The following is a 25,320-nucleotide window of genomic DNA, read 5'->3' as shown; positions in this document are numbered from 1 at the left end:
AGGTTTTTAAGATGGCAAAGAAGTCAGAAAGTAAGAAAACAAAGCCTAAATCAGCTGGCTTAATGACAGAGGTTGCTGTTGAGAACCTTGCATTCACTTTGGGTCGCAAAGCTGATATTGACGAAGTACTTCGTCAGGCTGGGCTAACCCGGCAACGATTATCAGTCCTTATGGTAGATGATGAGATTGCACAGGCCATGGAGACACGCCTTGATGCAGTTCTCAATGCGCCGTGGCGATTTGTTGAAGATCATGGGGAGCAAACGGTTTTTCTAAAGGATTTATTCACTCGTTGGCATGCTGAGATCGTCTCAGGTGCATGGGAAGCTTGCCCTTACGGTTATTCGGTTATGGAAGCCAACTATGCACTTACCAGTGACAGTAAATTCACCTTAAATGAGATTGTAGTTAAGCCTCTAGAATGGTTTGAGCCCAAGAATGATGGACGTTTAATTTACCGACAAAATGCTACAGAAATTGATGTAAATGCCAAATATCCACTCAAGTTCTTTTTGACACGCCGTAAACCTACATTCAAACAGCCTTATGGTGATCCATTACTGTCGAAGCTTTATTGGCTATGGTTCTTCCGTACCAATACAACAAAGTTTTGGGTCAAGTTTTTAGAACGCTTTGGCACACCAATCTTATTAGGGAAAGTTGGGGGTAAAGATCGTAAACAGGATGATATTGATGCGATGACTGCGGCTTTACTGAATGCTCATGCACAATCAGTTATGTCTATTGGCGCAGAGGATTCGGTAGAAACTATAGGTGGAAGTTCTTCTAATGGTGGCAGCACAGCATTTGAAGCCTTTGATAATGTATTAACCCGCCGTATTCAAAAGGTTGTCTTAGGCCAAACGCTCACAAGTGGGACTGATGGTGTTGGAAGTCGAGCTTTGGGTGAAGTGCATAATGATGTTCGCTTAGATAAGCGTAATTCAGACCTACGCATGATCACGCCTACGATTCAAGAGCTCATAGACGCACTCTGCCTGCTGAATAACTTTGAAAAGCACACAATTGTTTTAGGTGGTGAGCAGGATCTTAAGGTCGCTGTTGTTGATCGTGATATAAAGCTAAAAACATTAGGTGTTGAGTTTAATGACCAGTATGTGATTGAGACATACGGCATTAAGGCTGAACACTTTAAGATGAGTACTAGCACTGCCGTCCCTAACACTCAATTTAATGCACTACCTCATCAAGCATTCAGCTTTAAAGCATCAGTGCAAAAGCAGTCACCTGAACAGCAAGAGGTGGATGAACTGACAGATGCTCAGGATGACTTACAACTCTTGACCAATGAGCAGATTAGACAATTAGCGGCTGAGTCTGAAACACCAGAGGCTTTGCTGTTCAATTTGTCTCGATTGATATCTGGTGCAACAAAGTCGCAATTTACAGCGCATTTGGATCAGGCTTTATATGCTGCAGATGTATTGGGGTATGCGACAGCAGCTAAGGGGAAATAGATGCAACCAGTAACGTTTCTTGAAGCGCTGCAGTATGCGCATAGTAAGAAAGTGGTGTTGCCTGATGAGTTCTACTCAATGGATCTTAAGACACGACAGATGGCGACTACGGTTAGCTTTTTGTCGAGTCTTGAACAAGCTGAGTCAGTGATTAAGTCACTTAACAAAACCTTAGCATCGGGCGGCACTTTTAATGATTTTCAAAAGCTCGTAGCTGAATCAGAAATCGTTTTACCTAAGCATTACATGGACAATGTATTTCGGACCAATATCCAAAGTGCATATAGTCATGGGCGTTGGCAACAACAGCAACGGAATAAAGACAAACGTCAGTATCTGATGTATTCGGCTATCAATGACTCACGTGTACGTCCTGCACACTTGGCATTGAATCGAATTGTATTACCGATAAATCACCCATTTTGGCTAACGCATTACCCGCCGTTGGGCTTCCGTTGCTTCTTACCTGATACAAAAATTGATGGTGCCTCACATGGTGCTATTAAGAGATTTTACAGCGGGAAGATCGTAAAGCTTATCACCAAGTCTGGCCGCGAGTTGAGCGTCACGGCTAATCACCCAATACTTACGAGTCGTGGCTGGGTTATTGCTGAGTTCATTAAGCAAGGTGACAATTTGATTGCTTACGATAGACCAGTCGAAAGTCTTAATACTAACTGTTTGACGCGGAAGATATACAACGATGAGCTTGTACCCACTGCTGAAAATCTTTTCAAGACGTTCGTTGGTCATGCTCTTACTATCGGAAAAGCTTCTTCTTTCAAGCTCAATGGCAATCTTTTCACCTCTGATAGTGAAATCCACATTGATGTCATTGATGACGGTTTGTCGATCAAGGTCAACGCTAATGGCGGTAAGGGCGTCGAACAGCGAATGTTCGTGATCAGAGATGATGGAACCGGTTGTGAGTTTACTAAAACTAACAGCTCTTCTGGCGACAGGGCGGCTATTAATAATATTGTGCTTCCTGAAGATCCTATCGACATTGCCCAAGGATGTTCCAAGCTTGCTTGCGATCAATCTCTTTCCGAGATTTTGAGTGGTGTAGAGATTGATGGCAGCCAATTCCAACTCTCTATTGGAGTCTCTAATGGTATCCCAGGCAGCCGAACATTGACGCTCAATTCCGCCTGGAGTCTGTTTGATCATTTGCCACTTGAGCGCTTCGGCTTGGCTTTGAGTTCTCAAGACAACGCCCTTTTTGAGGAGTTGTCTAGTCACAGAGTGTCTGACGATTCCGGTTTGTTTGGATATCTGGTTAATGCTCATGCCAGCCATGTAGCGGTCGATCCAGTAGTCGATGTTCTCGAGGACTTTTTCAGCGGTCATGTTTATGATTTCCAAAGTGATAGTGGCTTATTATCCGCAGATGGAATTATAACACATAACTGTCGCTGTACTGTCATCGCCCTCACAGAGAAACAAGCATTGAAATACGGTATTACACCTGATGACAAACTGCCAGAGGTTGCAGAGGCTTTGGATTGGAGTTCACATCCTTTGCAATTTGGAGAGCTTGAAACATTGGTGGATCAGAAGATTTCTAAGTCATTGCTGGATAAGGAATATCTACTTGAGCAGAAAGAGGCAATTAAAGCCGAATGGACTGCATCTAAAAAGCTGACCAGTCTTTTAGCCCCGATGGATGATAAATCGAGAGATCTATTCAACACGGTGGCCAATACAGTTATTCCTTTAGATCCATCCATTCGACCAAGCGCAATTAAGACTTTCTTGGATTATGTGCAGGGCAATGATGCTGCAATCACGAACTATCTAAATGCATCTGTGAGTTCGAAAGCGGATGATGTTTTAAAACAGTGGCTCGGACAGGACATGCAAGCCCTAAGCGCCGTTGCGAGTAACTCAGCTGCAATCGTGACAGGTGGTGTGACCTTACAGCAGGTGGTCGCTTATGAAGTTGGGCAAACGATTCAATTTAATTCGCCATTACTAATAGCAGAGAATGCATCCGATGTGGTGTTGCAGATTGAGAATGCGAAAGGTCTAGGTATTGATCTTGAGAAACTAAATGCTGGTCATGGCGTATTGATGGCAATGGGTTTGTCATTTGAAGTGGTTTCGATTGAAACACTCAATGGCAAGATAATTTACACACTTAAAGCATTGGTGAATTAGATGAAGCTTATTTTAAAAAATGGAATGAGTGTCTTATATAAAAATGGCATGTCATTAACTGGAATGAACATCGATTCAATTGTCGCGGAGTCTAAAGAAGATCGGGCAGAACTTCGAATGCTTTTAATGGGTGCTTTAAAAGTAGATGAGCGTGGTTGTCATGCATTAGGCCAAGACTTTGGATCAAATGCTTTAAGTCAAAGTTCACATGTATCAAATCGGAATGTGGCTTTGGGTATGAAGCCTAATGGGAGTTGTGCATTAGCGGATGGCAATACTTCAGAAGCTGTTCTTAAGCTAGATTATTCTATCGAAGAGAAGTTACGAATTATCGAAACACTATCTAGCGCGATTCAACGGAATGAGCCAATGATATACCCACACACAAAAGAGGCTGAAGGAAAACTTTTAGCCTTAATTCAAAGCATTTAAAACCACCTTTGTAGGTGGTTTTTTTATGGAGCATGAAAATGCCTGAACTTAATGAAGAACAAGGCAAGTACCTATTCTCGCTATCCGCTGTGGACATTGTTCCTCAGGTTGAAGGGGATAAGAAGCGAACCTTTAAAGGCACAGCTTACGGTGGTGGTCGTGTTGATGGTCACTGGTTTTGGGGTCGAAATGGAGTTGTTTTCGATCTTGAAGGAATTGAGATTCCAACCCCAACACCTTTACTAGAAGAGCACTTCAGTACCAGTCGTGTCGGTGTAGTGAAAGAAGTCGGTATCAATCAAAACATCACGGTGACTGGTGACTTTCTCCGCAATGCGAAAGCACGTGAAGTGGTGGATGACGCAGATGATGGTTATCCGTTTCAAATGTCCATGTTTATTGATCCTGGTTCTGTTGAAGAAGTAGGGCAAGGAGTAAGCGTTGTCGTAAATGGACAGACATTCACTGGACCAGTCGCGGTATTTCGAAACAACCGCATCCGTGAATTTACGATCTGCTCAACAGGTGCGGATCGAACAACGTCGGTAAATGCATTCTCAGCAAAACCCGGTACAACAAACCAACCCACAGAGGACACAGACGTGACCGAATTAGAAAAAGCGCAAGCCGCGCAGAAACAGGCTGAAAAAGAGCGTGATGATGCTTTAGCAGATCTTAAAAAGTTCAAAGCTGATAAGCGTGAAGGAGATATTAAAGCGCTTGAGACAGCTTTAAATAAGCAGTTTAGCGCTGAAGAAAAGACCTCTTATACCAATATGGATGACACTTCATTTGCATTCATGTCTCAGCAATTAACGCAATTCTCAGCAGGCAGTCAGCCACCAGCTGGTCAACAGCAGCAGCAACAAATTCCATCACATCTTGCCCACTTGTTCAGTCACCAAGCTACAGGTGGTCAGGGTGGGCAAGGGCAAGGCGGTAATCAAGGTTCAGCACTAGATCAGGCTTTCAGTAAATTCGCAGCCTCTCAGGAGCAAAAATAATGGGAACAATTACTCAAACGATCACATCAGAACAATTGGTCGTTGGAAATGGTGTACGCACTGAAAATGCAAAGGTCACCACCAATACAGCTTATAAGCGAGGAGATTTGCTTAACATCGACGCAGCTAACGTGGCTGGTCATCCAGTAGTGACGGGTGGCGTAGTTGGTGATTGGAATGCTATCGCTGTCACTGATTTCACAGCGGAGCAAGCAACCTACCATGCAGCGAATGACCTAGAAATGCCGATCTATACACAAGGTCCCTTTGATGTGGCTGTGGTTACTGTCAACGGTGTGAAGCTAACAGCGGGTCAGGTCGATGCTGTTCGCGCACAAGGTTTAAACAACAAAATTGAACTACGTAAGGTAGTGGGGAATTAAGACATGGGTCAAATTTTTACCTTTCAGGAAGCACCTGTAGAACTCCTAGATGTACCTCAATTGGTGTTACTAACAGATAACACACAGAAGGTGGATACATGGTTAATGGATCGCTTCTTTCCACAGCGTGTGTCATATAACAAAAATGTGGTACCAGTTGGTGAGTTGAATACGGCTACACCGCTTGCTCCATTTGTAACCCCGAATGCTGGTGCGCGACCGATTAAAGTTGAAGAGTCTGGTCACGTGCAATTTGTTAAGCCAGCGTATTTAAAGCCAATGATGACAGTAACGCCTGCAGATGTTCAAAATGCTGCATTGGTTACCCAATTGCGTAGACATGGCGTTATTGCAACTGGTTCAAACCGCTTAAGCGACGCTGATCTGCTTTTGATTGACCAAGCGCAAAAGGCTCTATATCTGCGTCAGTCTATTGATAACCGAAAATTGCTCATTGCACGTGATGTCTTGTTATATGGTAAGACCACATTTGCATCTGCTGACTTTCCGAAATATGAAGTGGACTACCGACGTAATCCTGCCTGCAATTATTCTCCACTAATCAAATGGGGCCAATCGGGGGCAAAAGTTCTAGATGATATGCAGGCGATGATTGATCTATCTATTGAACATGGCGGTTCATCGCCAAATATGATCTTAACAAGTTCAAAAGTATTCAACGCAATGAAACAGGATGCAGCGTTTATGGCTAAATTTGTAGCTCCATATGCAGGTATCAGCGTTCCATTAACACCTACTTTTGATCATAAAGATAAACCGCAATTCCGTGGTGTGGTGGACAACATTGAAATCTGGACATATGACGTTCAGCACAACATGGATGGTGAAGCGGGTCGCTTCATTCCGGAAGATTTCTTTGGCCTGATTAATGATGCTAATGGTTGGATTGCGCACTGTGCTATTCAAAACCTAGAGGCATTTGGTCAAGCTTTAGATTTCTTTTTAACTCAAGATCAGAAAAAGAACCCGTCTAGCATCGAGTTATTAGCCGAATCATCACCACTCGCAGTTCCTAACAACAAGAACGGTCTTGTTGGTGGTCGTGGGTTTGTATAAGGAATAAATCATGCCAAAGTACATTGCAAAACAGTCCCTCGGTCACTTCCGACCAGGGCAAGAAGTTCAAGGGCTTGAAGAAAATCATCTTCAGGCCCTTTTAGCATCTGGAGCAATTGAAGAAGAAAAAGCACCAGAACAACCGAAGGCGGATGGTACCGCTGCTCAGCTTGCAAGCCTTACTGCAGAAGTAGCAGAGCTGAAAGCAAATGAGGCAATCCTTATTGATGGTAAGGATAAAGCTGAAGCAGAAGTAGCAGAGCTTCAAAAGAAAGTTGAGGGTTTGGAAAAATCACTAGCCACATCCGAAGCTGCTTTAAAGAAAGCCACTGCCGAAGCCAAGAAAACTACAGCTGATAAGTAAGGTGATCTATGTACGCGACTGAAGTTGATTTAAAAACACGGTTTGGTGCACAGGTTATTGATGAGCTTAAGTTGGGGCGTGAAGGTGGCGCGGATCCTGTTGATGTTGTGCAAGTTGCATTGCAGGATGCAGAGGAAGAAATTAACGGCTACATCGGTAGCCGTTATTCTTTACCACTTGCAAGCGTACCTTCCAACTTAAAACGTATAGCGTGTGATATCGCGCGTTATCGTCTTTACACTGAAGATCCTTTGGAGCATATCAGCAAGCTTTATGACGATGCGATTGCCTTCTTGAAGCGTGTCCAGGACAAGAAAGCGGATCTGCAAATCATTGATGAACAGAGTAAAGAAATTATAGACGACGCACCCAAAAACAAACCATCTACAGCACCAATAGGCACGACTTATACGGGTGGTGTTTTTGGTGACGATGTCCTTGGAAAAATGCCGAGCATTAAGTGAGGTGACGTATGCCAGGCGCATTAATTGAAATCCGTACCGATGGTGACTCAGCGATCTCAAAAGCTCTGAGTTTGTATGCTGACGTTGAAGAGCGTCAGTTCAGACTTTATGAGCGTATGGGTGCCGCCTTGGTGGAGAATATCCGCGATCGCTGGTCTCGTGGTGTGGGCTTATACGGCAAGTGGCCATTATCCGTAAGGGTGATGCGCCAAGGCGGTACCACGCTTCGCGATACATCCCGTCTAATGAACTCTATTACCAATAATACAATCAGCAATGGTTTTGAAGTGGGTACAGACGTTGAGTATGGAGCGATCCATCACTTTGGCGGTGAAATTAAACATGAGGCTCGTCAAAGCACGGTTTACTTCCGACAAAACCAAAAGACCGGTGTTGTTGGTAATCGTTTTGTTCGTCAAACACGATCTAACTTTGCTCAAGACGTAACCGTTGGTGCTTATACCGTGAAAATGCCTGCACGTGCGTGGTTGGGTTTAACGTCGGATGACGAGCAGGATTTATTAGACATTGTTGAGGATATTGTCCTAGATGAGTGATGAAAATCTATATGCGGTACGCGATGAGATCGTAGCGCGCCTCGAGCAATTCATGGATGAGTGGGGTGTAAAGAAAATCTATACCCCTAAGAATCTAGGTGTAACTACTGAACTGTCCCAAATCACCCCCAACATTCAAGTGAATTTCCGCCGTACCAAAAGTGCAGGAGTGGTAAGCAAAGGTGATGCACTAAAGCTAAAAGTGGTCTGGGAAGTGACAGCTTGTTGCAAGCATGCAGCATCTCAGGTGACAGATGGTTCTAAAGCATTTGATATGGCTGGTGATCTAACCATTAAGATCATCAAAAAATTGAGTGGCTGGGAACCCGAATCGAGTGCTGAACCACTTATTTATATGAATACGGAAGAAGACATTTCTAAAAGCTGTGTTTACTCAACAGTGGTTCTAGAGTCTGAGTTATTCATTCAAACCGAACCCGATTAAGGAGCATTATGAAAACGCAATACAAAGCCCTAAAGCCGATTGGCCCATGGTTGAAAGATCAAATTGTGGGTGATCTACCACAAGAAAAAATTAAACAGCTTTTAGATGATGGTGCGATTGAAGCAATTAAGCCTGATGTGAAAGTAGAAGCTAAACCAAAAACAAAAGAGGTGTCTGCAAATGGCTAAGAAGTACATTTCATTGCGTGGTAAGTTCTCCCTTGCCCCAATTGTTGAGGGTGTTGTGGGGGCAATGCGAGAGCTGGGCAACATCCCAGACTTTACGCTCGAAATCACAGCTGATAAGACTGAGCATACTGAATCAATGTCTGGTGATGATACGACTGATTTGGTGCTATACAATACCACTGCAGTTTCATTCAGCGGCACACTCGAGCAGGTTGATGCTGATAACCTTGCATATATCCTGTCGGGTAAAAATGTCGCAGTGGCAACGAAAACCGTAGCTGACCATGATTTAGGTGCTGTCACCAAAGGTCAGAAGATTAAACTGGATGGTTTTAATTTGACTGTGCCAACCGTAACTGACGGTGCATCAACACCCGTTGCGATTGAATCAACGAAATATAAACTAGATGCAGTTTATGGCACTATCGAGTTTCTTGATGATTTGCCAAAAGTTGTACTTGGTTATACGACTGGCGCTGTGACACATACTACGATCGCATCTGATTTTGGTGCTGAATATGCATTGTTCTTTGAAGGCATTGATAAGATCAGCAAAGACAAAGTGTTCTTAGCTTTGCACCGTACAATTAAATCTCCCGATTCGAGCTTTGGCCTAATTCATGAAGAATTTGGTTCATACGAAGTCAGCGGAGATGCCTTGGGTGATCTGACCAAAGACAAAGATGGTGCACTTGGCCTATACGGCTATTACACCCAAATCCCTAAAGTAGCATAAACCCATTACAGGCACTTAAATAGGATGCAATAGGCATCTTTTTTTGTGCCCATAAAAAGCAAAAGCCCAGCGACTGCAATCGTTGGGCTTTTTATTTCCACCCGCCAGATAAAAGCAAGGGAAAGAAACTTGTGGTTGAAATTATAGCAGTAGTTTTACAAAAAGTAGAGGTTGTAATGGAAAAACATGGTTATTGGAAGGTAACAGGTGCCATTTTGATGGGTATTTTTATCTGGCAACTCTCAAACATCATTAATGCATTTGTGGCACTAGCTAAGGTATTTCAATGAATGATTTTTTTATCGCTTCAAATCGACCTGTCAAAGTTGGTGAGCTATCGGTGCACCAGCTGCAGATGCATAACTTTGATGAGTGGTCGGGTGCAGCGCAGGTCATCAAAGACTTTTTGAATAATCATCCAGATGGAACCACACAAAAGATATTTGATGATTATTCGTTTGAATCGACGCAATTGATAGCCCACTGTTTGCAATACAGTATTGAACAGGTCATCGATCTATTCAAGAAAGAGGGTGAACTCAATATCTTGTTGTTGGATGCAGTCATTAAAGTGAATGACTCATTCTTTTCCGAGCCAAAACCTAAACACCGGGACGATGTGGATCCGCGTAAAAAGAGCAGTTGGTATGATGTATTTCAGCTTCTCGTATCGAATGGCCACTCACATGAATGCATTATGCAAATGAGCTACGGTTCATTCCGACACTATCTTAAAGCGGCTCAAAAAGCTGAGCGTATGAAGATGCGTAATTTAGCGATTGCAACTCGGGCGCAGAACGCTATCAATAAGAAGTTCAATGAATTCATTAAGAGCCTTGAGAAAGAACAGTAACTTTCACATTGTGCTGTGAATTTTAGCAGGTTATGATTTATCCAATTATAACGAGGGGTAAATTCATGAAAAAATTAATAATTACAGCTGCTTTGATGTCTGTTTTTACATTAGCAAATGCAAATTTGGCAGGGGCAAGCATTAACGGTAAGCAAGTTCGCAAAGGCCAAAGCTATGGTGAGGTGGTTGCAGCTGCAGGACAACCAGTATCTCATTATGACTACGTTAAAAACGTGGGTGGTAAAGACGTTTCAGTGCGCGAACTAAGCTACGTAGATGGCAGCAAAACTTTCACTGTTGTTATTGAAGATGGCAAAGTTACTACGATTCGTAGTGGGCGTTGAGGGTAGGCGATTGCGTTTGATTATTTGGTTACATAGGATTTGATATGTCAAATTGTCCAAGTTGTAATTCATCTAACACCAAGACTCTAAGTATGGTTTGGTCAGGTGGAACTAGAAATGGGAAGAGTGGTTTTGGTGGTGTTGGGGTGTCTAGTACCGGGCGTATCACGGTTGGTGGTGGTAAGGGATCGTCTACATCACAATCTAATCTAGCTGCTTCGTGTGCACCTCCAAAAAAAGGCACTTCAGCAATTCTTATTGTGGGTGTGCTTTTTGTGATGTTTTGGCTTCCATTGCTGGGGGCTTTGCTTAGTGTTAGGGATGCACCAAATTTTTTCCATGGTTTTTTCACAGTAGTTCTACTTGTGCCTTTACTGTTATTAATGGGTTATGGGTTGATAAGGCTATATAAACATTTAGATAAGACAAACAAAGGGCGAATACAAGACTACTCTAGAAGTTGGATTTGCTTAAAGTGTGGGACGAGGTTTGTTCCATACAGGTAGAAAAAGCACCCTAGGGTGCTTTTTTATTATCAAGCCTTTTTAAGATTTCTTTAATTTCTTTGATATCCATCTCAACCTCTAGGGTGGCGGTTTGATGAGTTGAAGTGTTCCCAGAGAGGCTCTGTTCAAGTCTAGTAACAACCTCTGCATTAAGGGATCGGCTATTTTCAACAGCCAGTAACTCTAATTTCTTTTTTAATTCAGCAGGCACTCTGATATTGATTTGAGGGTCTGTTCTAGCCATCACATTGAAGCTCAAAATATTTTCATAAGAATAATGGTATTACCGTGCTTGACACAATGGTATCACCGTTATATATTTATATCACCGTTATATGGGTGATTAAGAATGGCAAGACAAGACCCGCAGGTAAACTTCCGCATACCTGAAGAAACATTAGAGCGATTTAAGATTGAAACAGTCAAAGATCGTAGAACTCAAACAGCTCAGTTGGTTTTAATTATTGAAGAATGGTTGGAAGCGAGAGCAAACAAAGAAGCAAAAGCATGAAATCAATAGGCACAAAAAAACCTTGCTCTCCGCCAAGATCACAAGGTTTTGAATGTCTCACCCAAATCAATTAAGAGAGAATTCTTATGGGCAGTATAGCACAAATAAATAATACTCAAGTATCAATCATTAACTTCAATTCTATCCCGGTAGTAACAACAGAGATGCTTGCCAATTTCTACGGAACGGAACCAAAGCATATTCAAAACAACTTTCTTCGAAACACTGGGCGTTTTGTTGAAGGCAAGCACTTCTTTAAAATTATGGGTGAGCAACTTCGTGAGTTTAAAAAATCACTAACCCTCTTAAAGATGGTTAGTCCAAATGCTAAACATTTAACCCTATGGACAGAACGCGGTGCAGCACGACACGCCAAGATGCTTGATACGGATCAAGCGTGGGATATCTTTGAACAACTGGAAGATTGTTACTTCCATCGCCAAGAGGTTTTAGCTAAAACCCACAAATCTGAACGCACAGCACTACATGAAGCGCATGCACTATTGGTGACTAAGACAAAACACTTAAATGTGAATGAAGCATGGAAGTTGATTCATCAACGTTTTAACGTGAATCACATCGAAGACATTCCATACGAAGCAATCCCTGTTGCCGTGGAATATGTACATCATCTGATTGCTTTATATAGCAGTGCTAATAAACAGGCGGGATTGTTTGATAAGGATGCTTATGAGTTAGTTCGCCATCTTTGTGAGCGCGTTATTTTGGAAAATGAAGAAGTGGTTGTGGTCTTGGAAAAATTTAGAGGGATTTTAGATAGTCGGAAGTTCTTGTTTTACGCCAATTATATTGTTCGCTCTAATGAGGCTGTGAGAAATCTTAGCCGACTATTGGACTTCAAGAATAAGCATGACCAGCCGTTAATTGATGTAAATTGCAAAACTATCGCGCTCTCAACTGGGCAGCGTTTTATAACAAATCCGAATTGGTTTAATGCACCTGCGTGATGGGTTATATTCAAGCAAAGCTATCTAGGTGATAGCTTTGCACTTTAATGAGAATAATATCGCGAAGAGTAAATACAATGGCAAAGATTATACCCACTAATATTCCAGTGAATTTCCAAGCTTTGGCAGAAGAGGTGGTTAACATTCCCGAAGTGGTAAAAACTGTTAAAGAAATTGAGCAGTTTGGCACCGATCCAAATATTGAAGTGGAGTTGTCCTATGAGGCTTCTGGAAATGGTTATACGCTCTTTTATATCGGGTATTTTGATTACTGGGCAATCCATACACCTGATAGAGGGTGGTTGAGGGCTGCTATTGGCTTTGATGATACATACATCCAAACAGTGCTTGAAAGGGATAATTATATAGAGGCGTTCAAGGCTAAAATTAACTCAATGCAAACAGCAGACAAACCACTACCTATTTTTATTCCCCGACAATTGTCTTAAGTAATTAACACAAACCTCCTTCGGGAGGTTTTTATTTAGAAGTCAGACGTATAAGACAAGAGCTACCTGTTGACACCACGTGACCTTATTGGGTTTTAAACCCTATTGACAAGTTTTAAGATTTAACCAAGCGAAGCCGACCTTAACAAGTCGGCTTTTTTAATGCCTGTTTGTTTTATTTGCATTCTGCACTCAGGCCTATCAAAACTCAAAAGGAGTTAATTATGAATGCTATGTTGAAACCAATTGAAATCGTGCGTGTTGAAAATGGCGAACCCATGACAACCACGCTACAAATTGCTCTAGGTTTGGGTATCCAGCATGCCACAATTATTAAGCTTGTTCGAACTTATATGCCAGATTTTCAAGAGTTTGGCTTGGTCAGATTTAAAATCCAACCAAGATTAGAGGGTCAGCACGGTGGTGGTGATGTTAAGTTTGTTCCGTTAAACGAGCAGCAAGCAACATTTCTCATGACACTAATGCGTAATAGTCTACGAGTAATTGAATTTAAAAAAGCCCTAGTAAAAGCTTTCTTTGAAACACGAGAATTTATTCGCTCTCAGGATTTAACATACAACAATATTCATAACAAATTATCGCTTCAATTAAACCTTGAAAAAGCAGATGCAAGTTTGGCTGGTCACATTCTTGGTAGTTATCGCAAAAAAAGGGATTTGCTGGTAACAGCAATTACTGATGTAGAGCGCCTTATGCAACCATGTTTATTCGAGAAATTAGATTAACGCCATGCTGATTAACAAAACTTAAAGGGTCGCATTTTAAATGTGACCCTTTTTTGTATGTAGATGTTTGTGTTTAAAGGAAAATTCATGTCTGGAAAAAATCTAACTTTCAAATTAATCATGGATGGTGATAGTAAAGGCCTTGTAGCCGCTGCCAAGCAATCTGAAGCCGTTACTAAAAAGGTTTTTGACAGTATCAAAGCTGAAGCAGATCAGCTGAAGCAGGCAAGTACTGATACAGCTAAGACTCTTGGGAGTATTGTCCCAGAGAAAAGCAAGGAATTGGCAGATGGCCTAACTAAATCTTTAAGCGGTGCAACTCAAATCATTCGCGATGCTGGAGATAACGCCAAAAGTGCTGCAAGTAACTTCACTGATTTTGGTAATAAGTCTGTAAAAGCTTTGGCATTCTTAAAATCAGATTTAGAAAAAGCAAAGATTAGACTTGAGGCTTTTTCAAAAACAAAAACTACTCCTGCAGATATTGAGATTGCACAAAAGCAAGTAGACCAACTTGAGAAAGAAGTTCAACAGGCTGAAAGTGCATTTATTGATTTTCACACAGAAGTAGGTAAGGCAAATAATTCTTTAAAGCATACGGATACAGCGGCACAGACCGCGCAGAAAGGATTGAATGGTGCAAAGTTTGCTGTAAATGCTCTTGCTGGAGCTATGGCGGCACTAGGTGTTGGGCTTGGAATACGTGAATTAGCTCAAACAGCCGATACCTATACCAATCTATCAGCGCGTATCAACATTGCCACCAAAGAAGGTGGTGATTTCACATCAGCAATGGCTGGTGTACACCAAGTTGCGTTGATGACGAACTCCAGTCTTGATGCTACAGGCAGTTTGTTTACTCGTTTAAATGCTGTCGGTAAAGACATGGGGATGACCCAGCAACAAGCATTAGATTTAACTAAAACTGTTACTCAGGCCATTCAGATTGGTGGTGGATCAGCCCAAGCAAGTGAGGCGGCGGTACAACAATTCATTCAAGCGATGCAGGGCGGTGTTCTTCGGGGTGAAGAGTTTAACTCAATCATGGAGAATGGCTTCGGTGTTGCAGAAGCGTTAGCTAGAGGCTTAGGTGTTACCACTGGTGAACTTCGCAAGATGGCTGAAAATGGAGAGCTTTCAGCAGAGCGAGTGGTAAAAGCTTTGCAAGGACAGGCCAGTGAAGTCCAAAAGACTTACGATCAATTTCCAACCACTATCACTAATGCACTTCAGAAGATTGCAACGTCTTGGCAGATCTTAATTGGTGAAATGGATCAATCTAACAGTGCATCAGCAACAGTAGCTATGTGGCTATCAACTCTTGCCGACAATATGTACCTATTAAAACCGATTATTGAGGATATTGGTAATGGATTTACACGCTTTGGAGAATACTACAGCAACATTTATGATCAAGGCACGATTGATTCATTAAAAGCCACTCTTCTCAGTGTATATGAAACCATCAAGACTCTTTTTAATACGGTTTTAGAGGTCGGTGAAGCATTCCATGATGTCTTTAGCGATGCCTTATCAACCGTTCTTGGGTTTACAAATGGCTTATATCCTGCTGGTGAGCAAGTTAGTGGATTCCAAAAGTTCATTGATCTTCTAAATATAGCATTAGGCTTTTTAAATGATGGATTCAAAACCATCGGGATTGGAGTGAATCTCTTTACTGGTACTCTTTATGGTTTGGCTTCAGCTTGGTATGAACTTAAGTCAATTTTGTCATGGGGTGAGGTGAAGGAAAAAGCCATTGCTGATATGGAAGCAATGAGAGCCAAGTCTGACGAATACTTTACCAAAGGATTTGATGGTGCCAAGAATTTCGAATCTAAAACAATTGAAACAATTCAGAATATTGGTAAAACAGACAAGGAGAAAAATCAGGAGCGTATAGCTGATAACCAACAAACGCTTGAGCAGTTAAAAACCCAAGAGGAAAAGCATAAAAGCGATTATAGGGCTATCAGTGATGAGCGAATCAAATTAAATCAACAGTTAGAAGATGCAAGAAAATCAGGAAATCAATCCACTATAGATGCCGCCGTGGCAGGCCTTGCGGAGCTTGATTCTAAAGAAAAGGCCTATCAAGCTGAAAGCCAGAAAATTACACAGCAAAAGATTGAAGCAGCGCAAGCAATAGCAAATGCAACAATTCAATCTGCTGATGCAGCAGGAGTGGCTCAACTCAAAGCGTTAAATGCTCAGCTTGCGGCTCAAGGCTTGCAGGCAGAATTTGATAGTGCAGGGAAAGTTGTTGTTAAGGCAATGACGGATGCTGTGATATCAACAGAAGCTCAGGTCAATGCTACAGACAAGGCTCGTAAAGCCGCCACAGCCCTTGGGATTGATCTTGATGTATCACTAAACAGGATTTCTGAAAAGTTTAAAGAAGGTGGAAATAATGTTGATGCTTTTGTTGCTGGGTTGGATGGACTGGGTGTTACCGGTCAACAAGCGGCCGAAGTAACATACCAGGCTTGGCAGAAATGGACTGAAAGTGCTAAATCTCAAGTCGAGCTTGATGCAGCCAAAGCCAAGCTTCAATCGTTTGGTGAACAAGGCAAATTATCAACTTCACAAGTTGAGATGGGCTTGCAAGCCATTAAGCGTGCTAGCCAGGAATTGCCTGCCGCTCTAAGCCCTGCTGAAGCAGCAATGGAGCGACTTGGGATCCAATCAAAGAAACAGCTTGAGTTGGCAGCTACTAATGCTCTAACCGATCTTGATACCGCAATAAAAAGTGGTGAGGCGACTCAGGAGGGATTACAGCAAGCATATGAAAAAACGATACGCTTAGCAGAGGCGTCTGGAAATGCTCAGCTGATTGCGGCTGCTAAAGCTAAGGCTGCTTATTTGGGACTTGAGGTCCAACTCGATGCCACAGGCAAAGCCACAGTCACTAAACTTGGCGAGATCCAGCAAGCAGCAATCGAGACTCAGCGTAGTGTGAGTCAAGTCAGCCAAGCGACTTCACGTGAGCAACCTGAGATCAGTGCTGAGCAGCAAGCCACCAATGACCACTGGGATGATTTTAAAGCCAAAATGAAAGCGCGTACGGATGAGCTGAATGCGAAATCTCAATCACGTGGCTCAGGTGGTGGTAATGCTTCATTACTGTCGAATGGCGGTGATTCAGCTCAGCAAATTTCCGCCGTGCCTGATGCACCACTTATCGCGACTAGTCTTGATATTCAACCAATGGAAGGTATGGAGACAAAGCAAAGTGTGGAAATCAAAATTGATATGGGGACGGGGCAGACAGCAACAGTATCAGCGGCACCCGATCAAGCCACAGCTCTTGAGGAAATGATGCGAGAACTTGAAGCAATTAAAGGAAGATCGTAATGCAATTAATGCGTAAAACAACATCGGAAACCATCCAAATTGAGGATGGTTTTTTTTGGTCTGATGAAAACTGGGCTGAGATCGAGCAGAACCAGGAATATGCCATCAGTGGTGCCTTGATTATCCAAGAAGGGCGCAAGCAAGCAGGTCGACCAATCACATTGCAACCAGCGAATAAAACCAAAGGTTGGATCAAGTTGAGAGATTTGAACACGCTTCGTGCGTGGCAAAACCTGCAAGAGCAATTCACGCTTCAGTTTGAGTGGCCACATGATCAACGTGAGTTCAATGTGATTTGGAATCATAAAGACGGTGCGCTGGAAAGCTCTACAGTCAAAGGCACCCCAGCAACATCACTTAATACTTATTTTAACGTCACCATGCGATTCATTGAGGTAAGCGATGACAATTGAAACCAATAATTTAAAGCTCCTTGAGTCAGAACGCATTCGTACAGATGCTGATGATGGAGGGGGGAAGTACTCAGGCCGTGAAATTGTTGATGGTGAAAGTAATAACCTGTTCAATGATATTTCAGAGCTTGATCGCACCACGGGTCGTACATCTATTCAAAAGATTTATGCTGCAGTGGATACAGCTGATACCGATGCTTTGATGGGGGCGACAGTATTCATCTCTCAAAATGCACAAGATCCCAATGTGTCCGCCGTGTTATTCAGCACAGACAGTTGGACAGATGAACGTACTAGTGCGCAAAACCGAATTGAAAACTATTTGGCTAAAGGTGCACAGGTAGCAGGCACACCATTAGACACGCATTGGCAAGGGATGAAACTCTTGCAAGTTGCGCTTGCAACACAAGAAACCGAGTTGTCGATCGGAACATCTATTGTATTAATCTCCAATGAGGGTAAAACCTTAGAGATTGAGCAATACTTGCGCATTACCGAGGTAACGACACGAACAGCTTATTTCATGGTTGATGGTAAGCAAGTTGAATATAAGATTGCCACTTATGGCCTCAGTGATGCATTGAAAGCCGATTTTGTGGGTCTGTCAGCGAAGCAATGGTATAGCGGTGAAAAGAGCACGACTATTCTTCGGGATACAATTGTCGCAGATACGGGTAAGTACTACTCGAGCGCAAACCTCAAAGAAGCTGCTCAAGTCGGTGATTATTCTGTCGTTGCAGAGGGTGTCTACACACAGTTGGTTCCCTCAGCACAGACAGAAACCGCGATGATAAATATCAATGCAGCGGGTGACTCAGTTGCCTTGGTGAAAGCTAAAGATGATGTGTTAACCAAGACATTTAGTAATGTCACCATTAATACAGTGCTCGGGTTGTATCTCGGCTCATCTGTCATGCCAAAGTCTGTGGAATTCACGTTGTTTGGCTCCGCGATTACTGACGTGGGGGGGGAGCTTAAAAATGCCGCTGGTACGTCGATCGGCACAATTAACTATCAAAACGGATCCATTGCGTGGAATGCGAATGCTGGGACGGGTACCACCAATCTAACGATTAACTTTCTTCCAGCGGCTGCGGTAACAGCTCCCGTTGAATCAGAGCTAATTTATGTCAATCAGGAAAACATCAGCTTCACTTGGTTACGTAATTTGGTCCCATTGCCATCTCCGGGTAGTTTACAAGTGTCTTACTTGGTGCAGAACCAAGTCTATACGCTTCGGGACAATGGTGCAGGGCAGTTAAAAGGCTCTGATTCTTCCTTTGGCTCGGGCAGCATTGATTACGATACGGGTACCATGTCACTCACCACAGGTGAACTTGCTGATGTTGGCAGTGCAATCCTGATGACATGGAGTAATATGATTACAGCCCAAGAGCGCTCAGGATTAACCATCAATAAGGCTTATGTTGAAATCCCTGTGAATGACTCGATTGTTGCGGGCACACTGACTGTGGGGTGGTTGCTAAATGGTGTGTCTAAAACAGCAACTGATAATGGTCAAGGGCAGTTTACAGGGGATGCAACTGGCACTATTGACTATGCTGACGGTGTAGCCAAGCTAATGCCGACACTGTTGCCCAATGGTGGTACCACGTTTAATGTATCCGGGCAAAAAGGAACTAAGTCTTCAATCCAAGTGACTGCGGTGCCGACCAGTGGCACGATCTCGATTGAATTGGATAACGGATCCGCAGCATTGATCCCAAAATCTGTGAAAGTACGTGTACCTGTAAAATATATGACTTACACGGGTGAAGTGGAACTGCATGATATGCCAGTTGATGCTACTACTGGACGCTTATTTAACGGTTCAGGGCAACAACAAGGCACGATCAACTATGCATCGCGCACAATGAGTATCACTCCAAGCACTACGCTTGAAACGATCGAGCGTGAGAAGATCGTGCAGGCTTATTATGGTCAGTACAACACCAGTGCAGAGGCGATTGCAGCCGGCATGCTTGGAGCAACAATCAAGTATAAAAATACAACGGAGAGCTACACCCTGAGTCTGAATGAAGTTGCGACTGCGGTGACGGTGAGTGTGTCTTATCGAGACAGTTCCAGTGCTGCGACTTGGTCGGATACAGTAATCGGCACTATATTAAAAACGGATTTAACTGAGGGTTTTGCAGAGCAGATTCTCGCCAGCTCAGTTCGCTTTACATTAGCGAGCTCAACTTATGTCGATAAACTTGGATCGCTTTATCGTAATCCATCGGTAACTACGGGTGCGGGAACCGTTGCAGGTCAGATCCATTATGGAAATGGGGCAGTAGAGCTATCTGCATGGGATGTAGGTGGGGCAAATAACCCAACTCTAGAGACTTTGGTGACTCAATTGGAGAATGTTCAAACAAACCAAGTTTCCTACCGCGCACCGATGATTCCTATTCGGGCGCAGTCCTTAACCTTGTCAGCAACCAAGGTGGAAGGCGGGGTATTAAATATCACGCCTGATGGCTCAGGTACGATTGATACCGCAGAGTGTGATGGCTTCTTTAACTTTGAGCAAGGCTATGGCCAGTTTGTATTCCGTGAAAAAGTAGTAATTACATCTGCCAATCGTGCTGAAATCATGACGCAAGATTGGTATGTAGTCGAACTTGAATATACCAAAGATGGCAAACAGTGGATTCACAAGCCCATTATGGTCCTGCCTGAAACCATCAAATACAGCGCAGTCGGTTATAGCTATATCCCGATTGATGCTGAGTTGCTGGGTTTATCCGCAGTACGCCTACCAATTGATGGTCGGGTGCCGATTTTCCGATCGGGTGAGATTGGGATTGTGAGTGCGAGTAAGACGCAGGAATTACCTGATTATATTGCTGGTCAAACCTACCCATTGAGTGATGCGCGGATCAGTTGGTGTGAACTTGAAGATGCTGACGGCATTAAGATCTCGTTTGATCTTTATACAGTAGATTATGACTACGGCAAAGTGACTTTAAATGGTGATTTTGCTTTGGGTAATTTGACTGGACCATTGACAGCCAAGTATCGCTATCAGGATATGGGGTTAGTTCGCGATGTCAAAATCAATGGGCAAGTGACTTTCACAAAACCACTGACCCACAATTATGATCCAAGCAATACTATTGTAGGTTCCGCACTAGTGATTGGTGATATGCAAGCGCGTTACACCCTAAAGTTTGTGCAGTCGACTTGGGATAGCATTTGGAATGATGAGGCTACTGGTGCGGCCATCTCAGCCAACTATAACGATACGCTATATCCAATTGAAGTCACCAACAAAGGCAATATTCAGGAGCGTTGGGCGATTGTTTTTACAAGTACCACAGCGTTTCGGATCATCGGTGAATATTCTGGTCAGATTGATACAGGTGTTATTACAACGGATTGCACCCCTATGAACCCAGTGACTAATGCGCCGTACTTCACCATCAAAAAGGAAGGATGGGGCAATGGTTGGGCAAGTGGCAATGTACTGCGTTTTAATACGATTGCAGCCAATCATCCAGTCTGGGTGATTCGCACTGTGAAGCAATCAGAGCCAACAGTACTGTCTGATTCATTCCAAATCATGCTACGCGGTGACATTGACCGGGTGGCTTAATCTTTAATTCAAATATGACCGCTTCGGCGGTCTTTTTTTATGGATAATCAAAATGGTTGCAAGCACAGATATTAAGTTTTACGTACAGAGCAATAACAACACGCCACAGCTTCAAAACGTTTTCGGTTCAATGATTGGTGTTTTGGATGCGTGCTTGGTCAACGGGATCAGTCTTGGGATCGTATCAACACTGACAGCAGTGGGAACAACAGTAACAGCTGTGTTTAGTGCTTCACATAACTTGATGCAATACCAGGTGCTTAAAATCACGGGTGCGAATCAAGCTGAATATAACGGTGAGCATCGTATCTTGACGGTACCGAATGCAACGAGTGTGACTTTTCAACTGGCAAGTGCGCCAAGCGTAACAACAGCTACAGGTTCAATTACAGCATCATTGCCATCATTGGGGTGGGAGAAGCCATTCTCTAGCACGAATGTTAACGGGGGCGGCAAAGCTGCCTATCGCTCGAAGAATACATTATTACCAAGTCGACCATTTTTACGTGTGGTCGATGAACTTGATCCTGCTTATACAGCAACATATGCCAAATTTGCCAAGGTGGGCATTGTTGAGGATATGACAGGGATTGATACGCTATTAGGCGTACAAGCGCCTTACGACTCAACAAGCGTTGATAAGAATTGGGTGGGAACAGGAACGGGTACGGCGGTACTTAATGGGTGGGCGAAGTGGTATTACTCAACAAACGCTGCTGCAAATGCTTCCTTTAATGAAACAACAACCCCCGCAAGTGGTAGTAGAACGTGGATATTAGTCGGGAGTACCGATTATTTTTATATATTACCTGCAACCAATATCGACAGTGTTGTGAAAAACCCTTATGGATTTGGAGCTTTCGACTCTCTATTACAAAGTGATTCTGCTACAAACTTTCTTTCAGCAACATATGATTATCGAGCTGCCAGCTCAAGCTCCACAAGATCATCATTTATGTCGACGACATCAAGTAGTGGGACTTACTTGCTTCTTCAGCGTGCTTATAGTCAATTAGCTCAGTTTAAAGTGGCATCATGCTTTGGTTTGGGGGCTGCAAGCACCATCAATTCTGGCGCGACCAATTATATTGGTAGTGTAGCATTGAATAGTATTGCGCCATTTAGTCCTGTCTATATCAATGAAGACGTACTAAGGGGCATGTTGAAAAATCTGTACTGGCTATATCAAGCATCTCCCTACACAAATCTACAGATCATTGAAAATAAGGGGCAGCTTTTTATTGCAATTACCGCTTCAGCGCAATCAAGTGCGGGTCAAGTTGTTCTAAAAATTGGAGAGCTTTAGTGTTGTTAAGTCTTAAGGTGGTAGCAGCACTTTGTCCTAATGCAGACTTAGTGTTAACAAGCAACAAGGGTCTATCAATTAAAGGCAAGGTGTCTGAAAAAAACACTCCGATTCCATGCCGGGTTAGGCTTTTTGAAAAATTATCAGGACGGCTAATCGCTGATGCTCAAACAGACAGTAGCGGGAATTATGAGTTCGATCATCTAACAGAAACTAAGTTTTTTATCGTAGCTCATCATCCGCAAAATCAATATAACGCAGTCATTCAAGATAACGTGGTGCCGAAATGATTCAACCCTCACTCAAAGCCAGTCTTGTGCAATTGCAAGCGTTGGCCACATACCTCGATCAAGGAAGCTCAAATGCTTCTTTTGTTTTTTATGATGATACTAAACCTGCATCTGTGGCAGTGGCTGCTAATAATACAGCTAAGTTGGTCATTCTTACTTTACCAAAACCTTGTTTTAAAACCCTACACGCAGACAGTATTGAGCTCAATCAAACTGATGCGGCAACGGTAACGAAAGCAGGTGTAGCAACTTGGGCACGCTTGCTGAATGGTGCTGGTGAAGCCGTTGCAGACTTCACAGTGGGAACTGATATAGAGCTGGCTAATCCTGAATTGGTTTTGGGTAGCACCTTAATGATGAACTCATTGATCCTCAAACCATCTACATAAAAGAGGTGGACATGTGGCGAACTATATTCCACCTGATGCACATTATGTAAATCTTGATTTTAAAGACCTTGCGACAGGTTCTACCAATCTTAACTTTGGTGCAGATGAACAAAACCTTGCATCACTTGAAGCCACGATTGATACTTCCTTTTTGGCTTTATTTCAGACACAAAGTTTCGACTTTAATGCACTTGAAGCTGAAATTAATGTCTCATTTCACGCAGATTTTCATGCCGTTTCAGGGCAAACAGCAACGCTTGAAGCCACTATCAATACAGGGTTTATCCCTGAGTTGAACGTGGTGGGGATTAATGCGTATTGTGCACTTGATGCAGTGATCAATACGTCATTCAATCCAGCCTTTCAAGCCTTGTTTGATATCAATCATCAGCTCGGCGTTGAGCTGCGATTTAGTGCTGTCTTTGAGCGTGCAATCACTCAGCTTGGATCAACGGAAATACCATGGGCGAAACCAGTACTCAGGGTGTCAAATAACACCTTTTTTTACGACCGTGGATTGGTGGTGAACCATGGTAATGACATTGGCTTTCAGCGCTCACTAACTTTATCTGAATCTATCTATGCAGTATTTGATCAAGGCGTAAAGCTTAATCTTAATCAGAGTGTTCGCTGGCAAGAAAATCTGAAGATTCGTATTGCGCGTGATTTGTATTTTGCTGAATCAATCAAACTTCGATTGAATCGTGAATTGTCGCATCAGGAGATGATCCGAAAGCGGCGCAACATCTCGTTTTCACATCAAGTTGCGCATATCTTTGAAAAGCGCTTCAGCTTTGATTGGGATAAAGGCTTAGAGCTGGTCACACAGGACGAAATTCCTTGGGATAAAGCCAAATCAATACATTATCGCAAGCATCCAATTGAACCGTGGCCAGAACCTGAGATTCCCCAGTATGAAGGTACAGGCGATCTGAATTTTATATGCCTCTGCCATGAGGTGGATTCACACAATGTTGCACTCAACTTCGGTGCAGATGATTGCATACCTGGCATACCAAATCGTGAGTGGTGGTACATATTGAATAGTTTATCTGTGACACGTCTCGACAATGGCGTAGAGATTGAAGTCTATGACGGGAATTACAGTACCGATCGCAGCTGTTGGTGTTGGTCCTATAGTTTGACCGTACCAGCTGCTGAGATTGGCAAACTTGAACCGATTAATGGTCAACCTGTGATTTTAAAAATTATGGTGAATGGTACAGAACATCAAATGTTGCTTGAGAACCGTCGACGTTCTCGTAAATTCGCCCAAGACACCTATACCTTAATTGGTCGCAGTCAAACAGCACTACTTGCAGCACCGACAGCGCCTTTACGCTCATTCTTACAAGAGAATGATCGTACCTCCGTCCAGTTGTGCCAAGCAGAGTTGGATCGCGTGTTTAGCGATACGGTACTGAATTGGCAGTTGATTGATGCCTTGGGCTGGATCGTTGAGCGTGAATCCTTAAGCTATTCCAATTTAGCACCAATTGATGCCATCAAGATGGTAGTTGAAAGTGGTGGTGGGTTTATCTATAGCGAAAAGGGTAGCAATATCCTGACCATTAAACCGCTTTATAAAAAGACCTTTTGGGATGTGCTGTCAATCGCTGAATATGATCGCTTATTGCCTGAGTCTGCAGTGGTGAGTCAGTCGACTGATTACCAGATCTATCCAGATTACAACGGCATCACGTTGACCAATGATCGAAAGGCATTAGTCGCTCAAGTGAAACGCACTGGAACCAGCGCGGATACATTACTTCAACCTGAAAATAATCCATTGTTTAACCATGTCAGCATGGCGGCGTATGGTAAAGCTAAACTTGCAAAAGCCGGGATGGTTGAGACGCATACCTACAGCATGCCGATTTCGCCTGAAGTGGGTGAATGTGTGCCAGGAGAAGTGCTTGCTTTTAATACAGAGTGGTGGGGCATTGTAGATAGTGTCAGCGTCTCGTTCAGTCATGCAGTGGTCAATCAAACCGTGAAAGTGGAGCGCGTCAATCGTGAGTAATGCCTTACAACGTTTAATTGATTTACTTCCTACAGCAGCAGAGTTTGTAGGAACCATTACCAGTGTGGATCACCCTAATTACAAAGTGTTAGTGGTGGGAGGATCCGGATTAAACCTTGTCACCAGTTCAACACGTTACAACTTAGGAGCAACCGTATTTGTATCTGATGGTGAGATCAAACGGCTCGCACCATTAGGTGAAGTAATTCAAATCGAAGTTTAAGTTTAGAAAGTATATGGCACCGAAAGGTGCTTTTTTATTGCCAAAAAATTAGGGGG

General features: G+C 43.1%; 28 protein-coding genes and 2 pseudogenes. 28 read left to right on the top strand and 2 right to left on the bottom strand.

What is annotated here, in order from left to right; all coding sequences use genetic code 11:
• Nucleotides 1-11: 11 nt before the first annotated feature.
• From B9T36_RS00630 to B9T36_RS00560, 16 genes and pseudogenes are all read left to right on the top strand, one after another.
• On the top strand, nucleotides 12-1,478 hold the full coding sequence (locus B9T36_RS00630; protein WP_086207671.1) for a phage portal protein family protein: 1,467 nt from the start codon (nucleotides 12-14) through the stop codon (nucleotides 1,476-1,478).
• A pseudogene (locus tag B9T36_RS00625) lies at nucleotides 1,479-1,937 on the top strand (phage minor head protein); the annotation flags it as partial. It abuts the gene before it with no gap.
• 951 nt (nucleotides 1,938-2,888) lie between these two features.
• Nucleotides 2,889-3,638: pseudogene (locus B9T36_RS00620) on the top strand (phage head morphogenesis protein); the annotation flags it as partial.
• Nucleotides 3,639-4,070 carry a hypothetical protein gene (locus tag B9T36_RS00615; protein ID WP_086207670.1) on the top strand — a complete coding sequence of 144 codons (432 nt, stop codon included), beginning with the start codon at nucleotides 3,639-3,641 and terminating at the stop codon, nucleotides 4,068-4,070.
• A gap of 38 nt (nucleotides 4,071-4,108) precedes the next feature.
• The gene (locus tag B9T36_RS00610; protein ID WP_086207669.1) at nucleotides 4,109-5,074 is read left to right on the top strand and encodes a hypothetical protein; all 966 of its coding nucleotides are present in this window, start codon (nucleotides 4,109-4,111) and stop codon (nucleotides 5,072-5,074) included.
• Nucleotides 5,074-5,457 (top strand): hypothetical protein, encoded by a 384-nt coding sequence (locus B9T36_RS00605; RefSeq protein WP_086207668.1) that lies wholly within the window; start codon nucleotides 5,074-5,076, stop codon nucleotides 5,455-5,457. The genes B9T36_RS00610 and B9T36_RS00605 overlap by 1 nt, the downstream gene beginning before the upstream one ends.
• A 3-nt stretch (nucleotides 5,458-5,460) precedes the next feature.
• On the top strand, nucleotides 5,461-6,534 hold the full coding sequence (locus B9T36_RS00600; protein WP_086207667.1) for a major capsid protein: 1,074 nt from the start codon (nucleotides 5,461-5,463) through the stop codon (nucleotides 6,532-6,534).
• Nucleotides 6,535-6,544: 10 nt separating this feature from the next.
• Nucleotides 6,545-6,898: a hypothetical protein gene (locus tag B9T36_RS00595; protein WP_086207666.1), complete on the top strand. Its 354-nt coding sequence runs from the start codon at nucleotides 6,545-6,547 to the stop codon at nucleotides 6,896-6,898.
• A gap of 8 nt (nucleotides 6,899-6,906) precedes the next feature.
• Nucleotides 6,907-7,362, top strand: coding sequence for a gp436 family protein (locus B9T36_RS00590; protein WP_086207665.1), 456 nt, complete (start codon nucleotides 6,907-6,909; stop codon nucleotides 7,360-7,362).
• 8 nt (nucleotides 7,363-7,370) lie between these two features.
• Nucleotides 7,371-7,919: a phage virion morphogenesis protein gene (locus B9T36_RS00585; RefSeq protein WP_086207664.1), complete on the top strand. Its 549-nt coding sequence runs from the start codon at nucleotides 7,371-7,373 to the stop codon at nucleotides 7,917-7,919.
• Complete coding sequence (locus tag B9T36_RS00580; RefSeq protein WP_086207663.1) at nucleotides 7,912-8,364, top strand: hypothetical protein; 453 nt, start codon at nucleotides 7,912-7,914, stop codon at nucleotides 8,362-8,364. Before B9T36_RS00585 ends, B9T36_RS00580 begins: the two co-directional genes overlap by 8 nt.
• Nucleotides 8,365-8,372: 8 nt before the next feature.
• Nucleotides 8,373-8,552: a hypothetical protein gene (locus B9T36_RS00575; RefSeq protein WP_086207662.1), complete on the top strand. Its 180-nt coding sequence runs from the start codon at nucleotides 8,373-8,375 to the stop codon at nucleotides 8,550-8,552.
• Nucleotides 8,545-9,288, top strand: coding sequence for a hypothetical protein (locus B9T36_RS00570; protein WP_086207661.1), 744 nt, complete (start codon nucleotides 8,545-8,547; stop codon nucleotides 9,286-9,288). The genes B9T36_RS00575 and B9T36_RS00570 overlap by 8 nt, the downstream gene beginning before the upstream one ends.
• Before the next feature lie 131 nt (nucleotides 9,289-9,419).
• Nucleotides 9,420-9,578, top strand: a complete 159-nt coding sequence (locus tag B9T36_RS18995; RefSeq protein WP_171264384.1) for a hypothetical protein — start codon at nucleotides 9,420-9,422, stop codon at nucleotides 9,576-9,578.
• Nucleotides 9,575-10,141 (top strand): hypothetical protein, encoded by a 567-nt coding sequence (locus B9T36_RS00565; protein ID WP_086207660.1) that lies wholly within the window; start codon nucleotides 9,575-9,577, stop codon nucleotides 10,139-10,141. The genes B9T36_RS18995 and B9T36_RS00565 overlap by 4 nt, the downstream gene beginning before the upstream one ends.
• A gap of 65 nt (nucleotides 10,142-10,206) precedes the next feature.
• Nucleotides 10,207-10,485, top strand: a complete 279-nt coding sequence (locus tag B9T36_RS00560; RefSeq protein WP_086207659.1) for a DUF2845 domain-containing protein — start codon at nucleotides 10,207-10,209, stop codon at nucleotides 10,483-10,485.
• A gap of 28 nt (nucleotides 10,486-10,513) precedes the next feature.
• Here the strand turns inward: B9T36_RS00560 and B9T36_RS18990 are convergent, their stop codons facing one another.
• Nucleotides 10,514-10,729: a hypothetical protein gene (locus B9T36_RS18990; RefSeq protein WP_171264383.1), complete on the bottom strand. Its 216-nt coding sequence runs from the start codon at nucleotides 10,727-10,729 to the stop codon at nucleotides 10,514-10,516.
• Nucleotides 10,730-11,001: 272 nt separating this feature from the next.
• The gene (locus B9T36_RS00550) at nucleotides 11,002-11,235 is read right to left on the bottom strand and encodes an Arc family DNA-binding protein (RefSeq protein WP_086207657.1); all 234 of its coding nucleotides are present in this window, start codon (nucleotides 11,233-11,235) and stop codon (nucleotides 11,002-11,004) included.
• A 105-nt stretch (nucleotides 11,236-11,340) separates the two neighbouring features.
• Here B9T36_RS00550 and B9T36_RS00545 point away from each other — a divergent pair, with 105 nt between their 5' ends.
• The 12 genes from B9T36_RS00545 (at nucleotide 11,341) to B9T36_RS00490 (ending at nucleotide 25,264) form a co-directional block, all read left to right on the top strand.
• Nucleotides 11,341-11,502 (top strand): Arc family DNA-binding protein, encoded by a 162-nt coding sequence (locus B9T36_RS00545; protein WP_086207656.1) that lies wholly within the window; start codon nucleotides 11,341-11,343, stop codon nucleotides 11,500-11,502.
• Between the two features lie 86 nt (nucleotides 11,503-11,588).
• Nucleotides 11,589-12,470 carry an ORF6N domain-containing protein gene (locus B9T36_RS00540; RefSeq protein WP_086207655.1) on the top strand — a complete coding sequence of 294 codons (882 nt, stop codon included), beginning with the start codon at nucleotides 11,589-11,591 and terminating at the stop codon, nucleotides 12,468-12,470.
• 77 nt (nucleotides 12,471-12,547) lie between these two features.
• The gene (locus B9T36_RS00535) at nucleotides 12,548-12,919 is read left to right on the top strand and encodes a hypothetical protein (protein ID WP_086207654.1); all 372 of its coding nucleotides are present in this window, start codon (nucleotides 12,548-12,550) and stop codon (nucleotides 12,917-12,919) included.
• Between the two features lie 224 nt (nucleotides 12,920-13,143).
• Nucleotides 13,144-13,665 (top strand): Rha family transcriptional regulator, encoded by a 522-nt coding sequence (locus tag B9T36_RS00530; RefSeq protein ID WP_086207653.1) that lies wholly within the window; start codon nucleotides 13,144-13,146, stop codon nucleotides 13,663-13,665.
• Between the two features lie 87 nt (nucleotides 13,666-13,752).
• Nucleotides 13,753-17,019 (top strand): tape measure protein, encoded by a 3,267-nt coding sequence (locus B9T36_RS00525; RefSeq protein WP_139841331.1) that lies wholly within the window; start codon nucleotides 13,753-13,755, stop codon nucleotides 17,017-17,019.
• Nucleotides 17,019-17,432, top strand: coding sequence for a hypothetical protein (locus tag B9T36_RS00520; protein ID WP_086207651.1), 414 nt, complete (start codon nucleotides 17,019-17,021; stop codon nucleotides 17,430-17,432). Before B9T36_RS00525 ends, B9T36_RS00520 begins: the two co-directional genes overlap by 1 nt.
• Nucleotides 17,422-21,033, top strand: a complete 3,612-nt coding sequence (locus B9T36_RS00515) for a hypothetical protein (protein WP_086207650.1) — start codon at nucleotides 17,422-17,424, stop codon at nucleotides 21,031-21,033. The genes B9T36_RS00520 and B9T36_RS00515 overlap by 11 nt, the downstream gene beginning before the upstream one ends.
• A gap of 52 nt (nucleotides 21,034-21,085) precedes the next feature.
• On the top strand, nucleotides 21,086-22,339 hold the full coding sequence (locus B9T36_RS00510) for a hypothetical protein (RefSeq protein WP_086207649.1): 1,254 nt from the start codon (nucleotides 21,086-21,088) through the stop codon (nucleotides 22,337-22,339).
• The gene (locus tag B9T36_RS00505) at nucleotides 22,339-22,629 is read left to right on the top strand and encodes a hypothetical protein (RefSeq protein ID WP_086207648.1); all 291 of its coding nucleotides are present in this window, start codon (nucleotides 22,339-22,341) and stop codon (nucleotides 22,627-22,629) included. The genes B9T36_RS00510 and B9T36_RS00505 overlap by 1 nt, the downstream gene beginning before the upstream one ends.
• Nucleotides 22,626-23,018 carry a hypothetical protein gene (locus B9T36_RS00500; protein WP_086207647.1) on the top strand — a complete coding sequence of 131 codons (393 nt, stop codon included), beginning with the start codon at nucleotides 22,626-22,628 and terminating at the stop codon, nucleotides 23,016-23,018. Before B9T36_RS00505 ends, B9T36_RS00500 begins: the two co-directional genes overlap by 4 nt.
• A 13-nt stretch (nucleotides 23,019-23,031) precedes the next feature.
• Nucleotides 23,032-25,041, top strand: coding sequence for a hypothetical protein (locus tag B9T36_RS00495; protein ID WP_086207646.1), 2,010 nt, complete (start codon nucleotides 23,032-23,034; stop codon nucleotides 25,039-25,041).
• Nucleotides 25,034-25,264: a hypothetical protein gene (locus tag B9T36_RS00490; protein WP_004980417.1), complete on the top strand. Its 231-nt coding sequence runs from the start codon at nucleotides 25,034-25,036 to the stop codon at nucleotides 25,262-25,264. The genes B9T36_RS00495 and B9T36_RS00490 overlap by 8 nt, the downstream gene beginning before the upstream one ends.
• Nucleotides 25,265-25,320: the final 56 nt, after the last annotated feature.

Source organism: Acinetobacter sp. ANC 4204 (assembly GCF_002135205.1).
Taxonomy (GTDB): Bacteria; Pseudomonadota; Gammaproteobacteria; order Pseudomonadales; family Moraxellaceae; genus Acinetobacter.
Note: the sequence above shows the minus strand (reverse complement) of the source record. Positions and strands in the feature narration are given on the sequence as shown.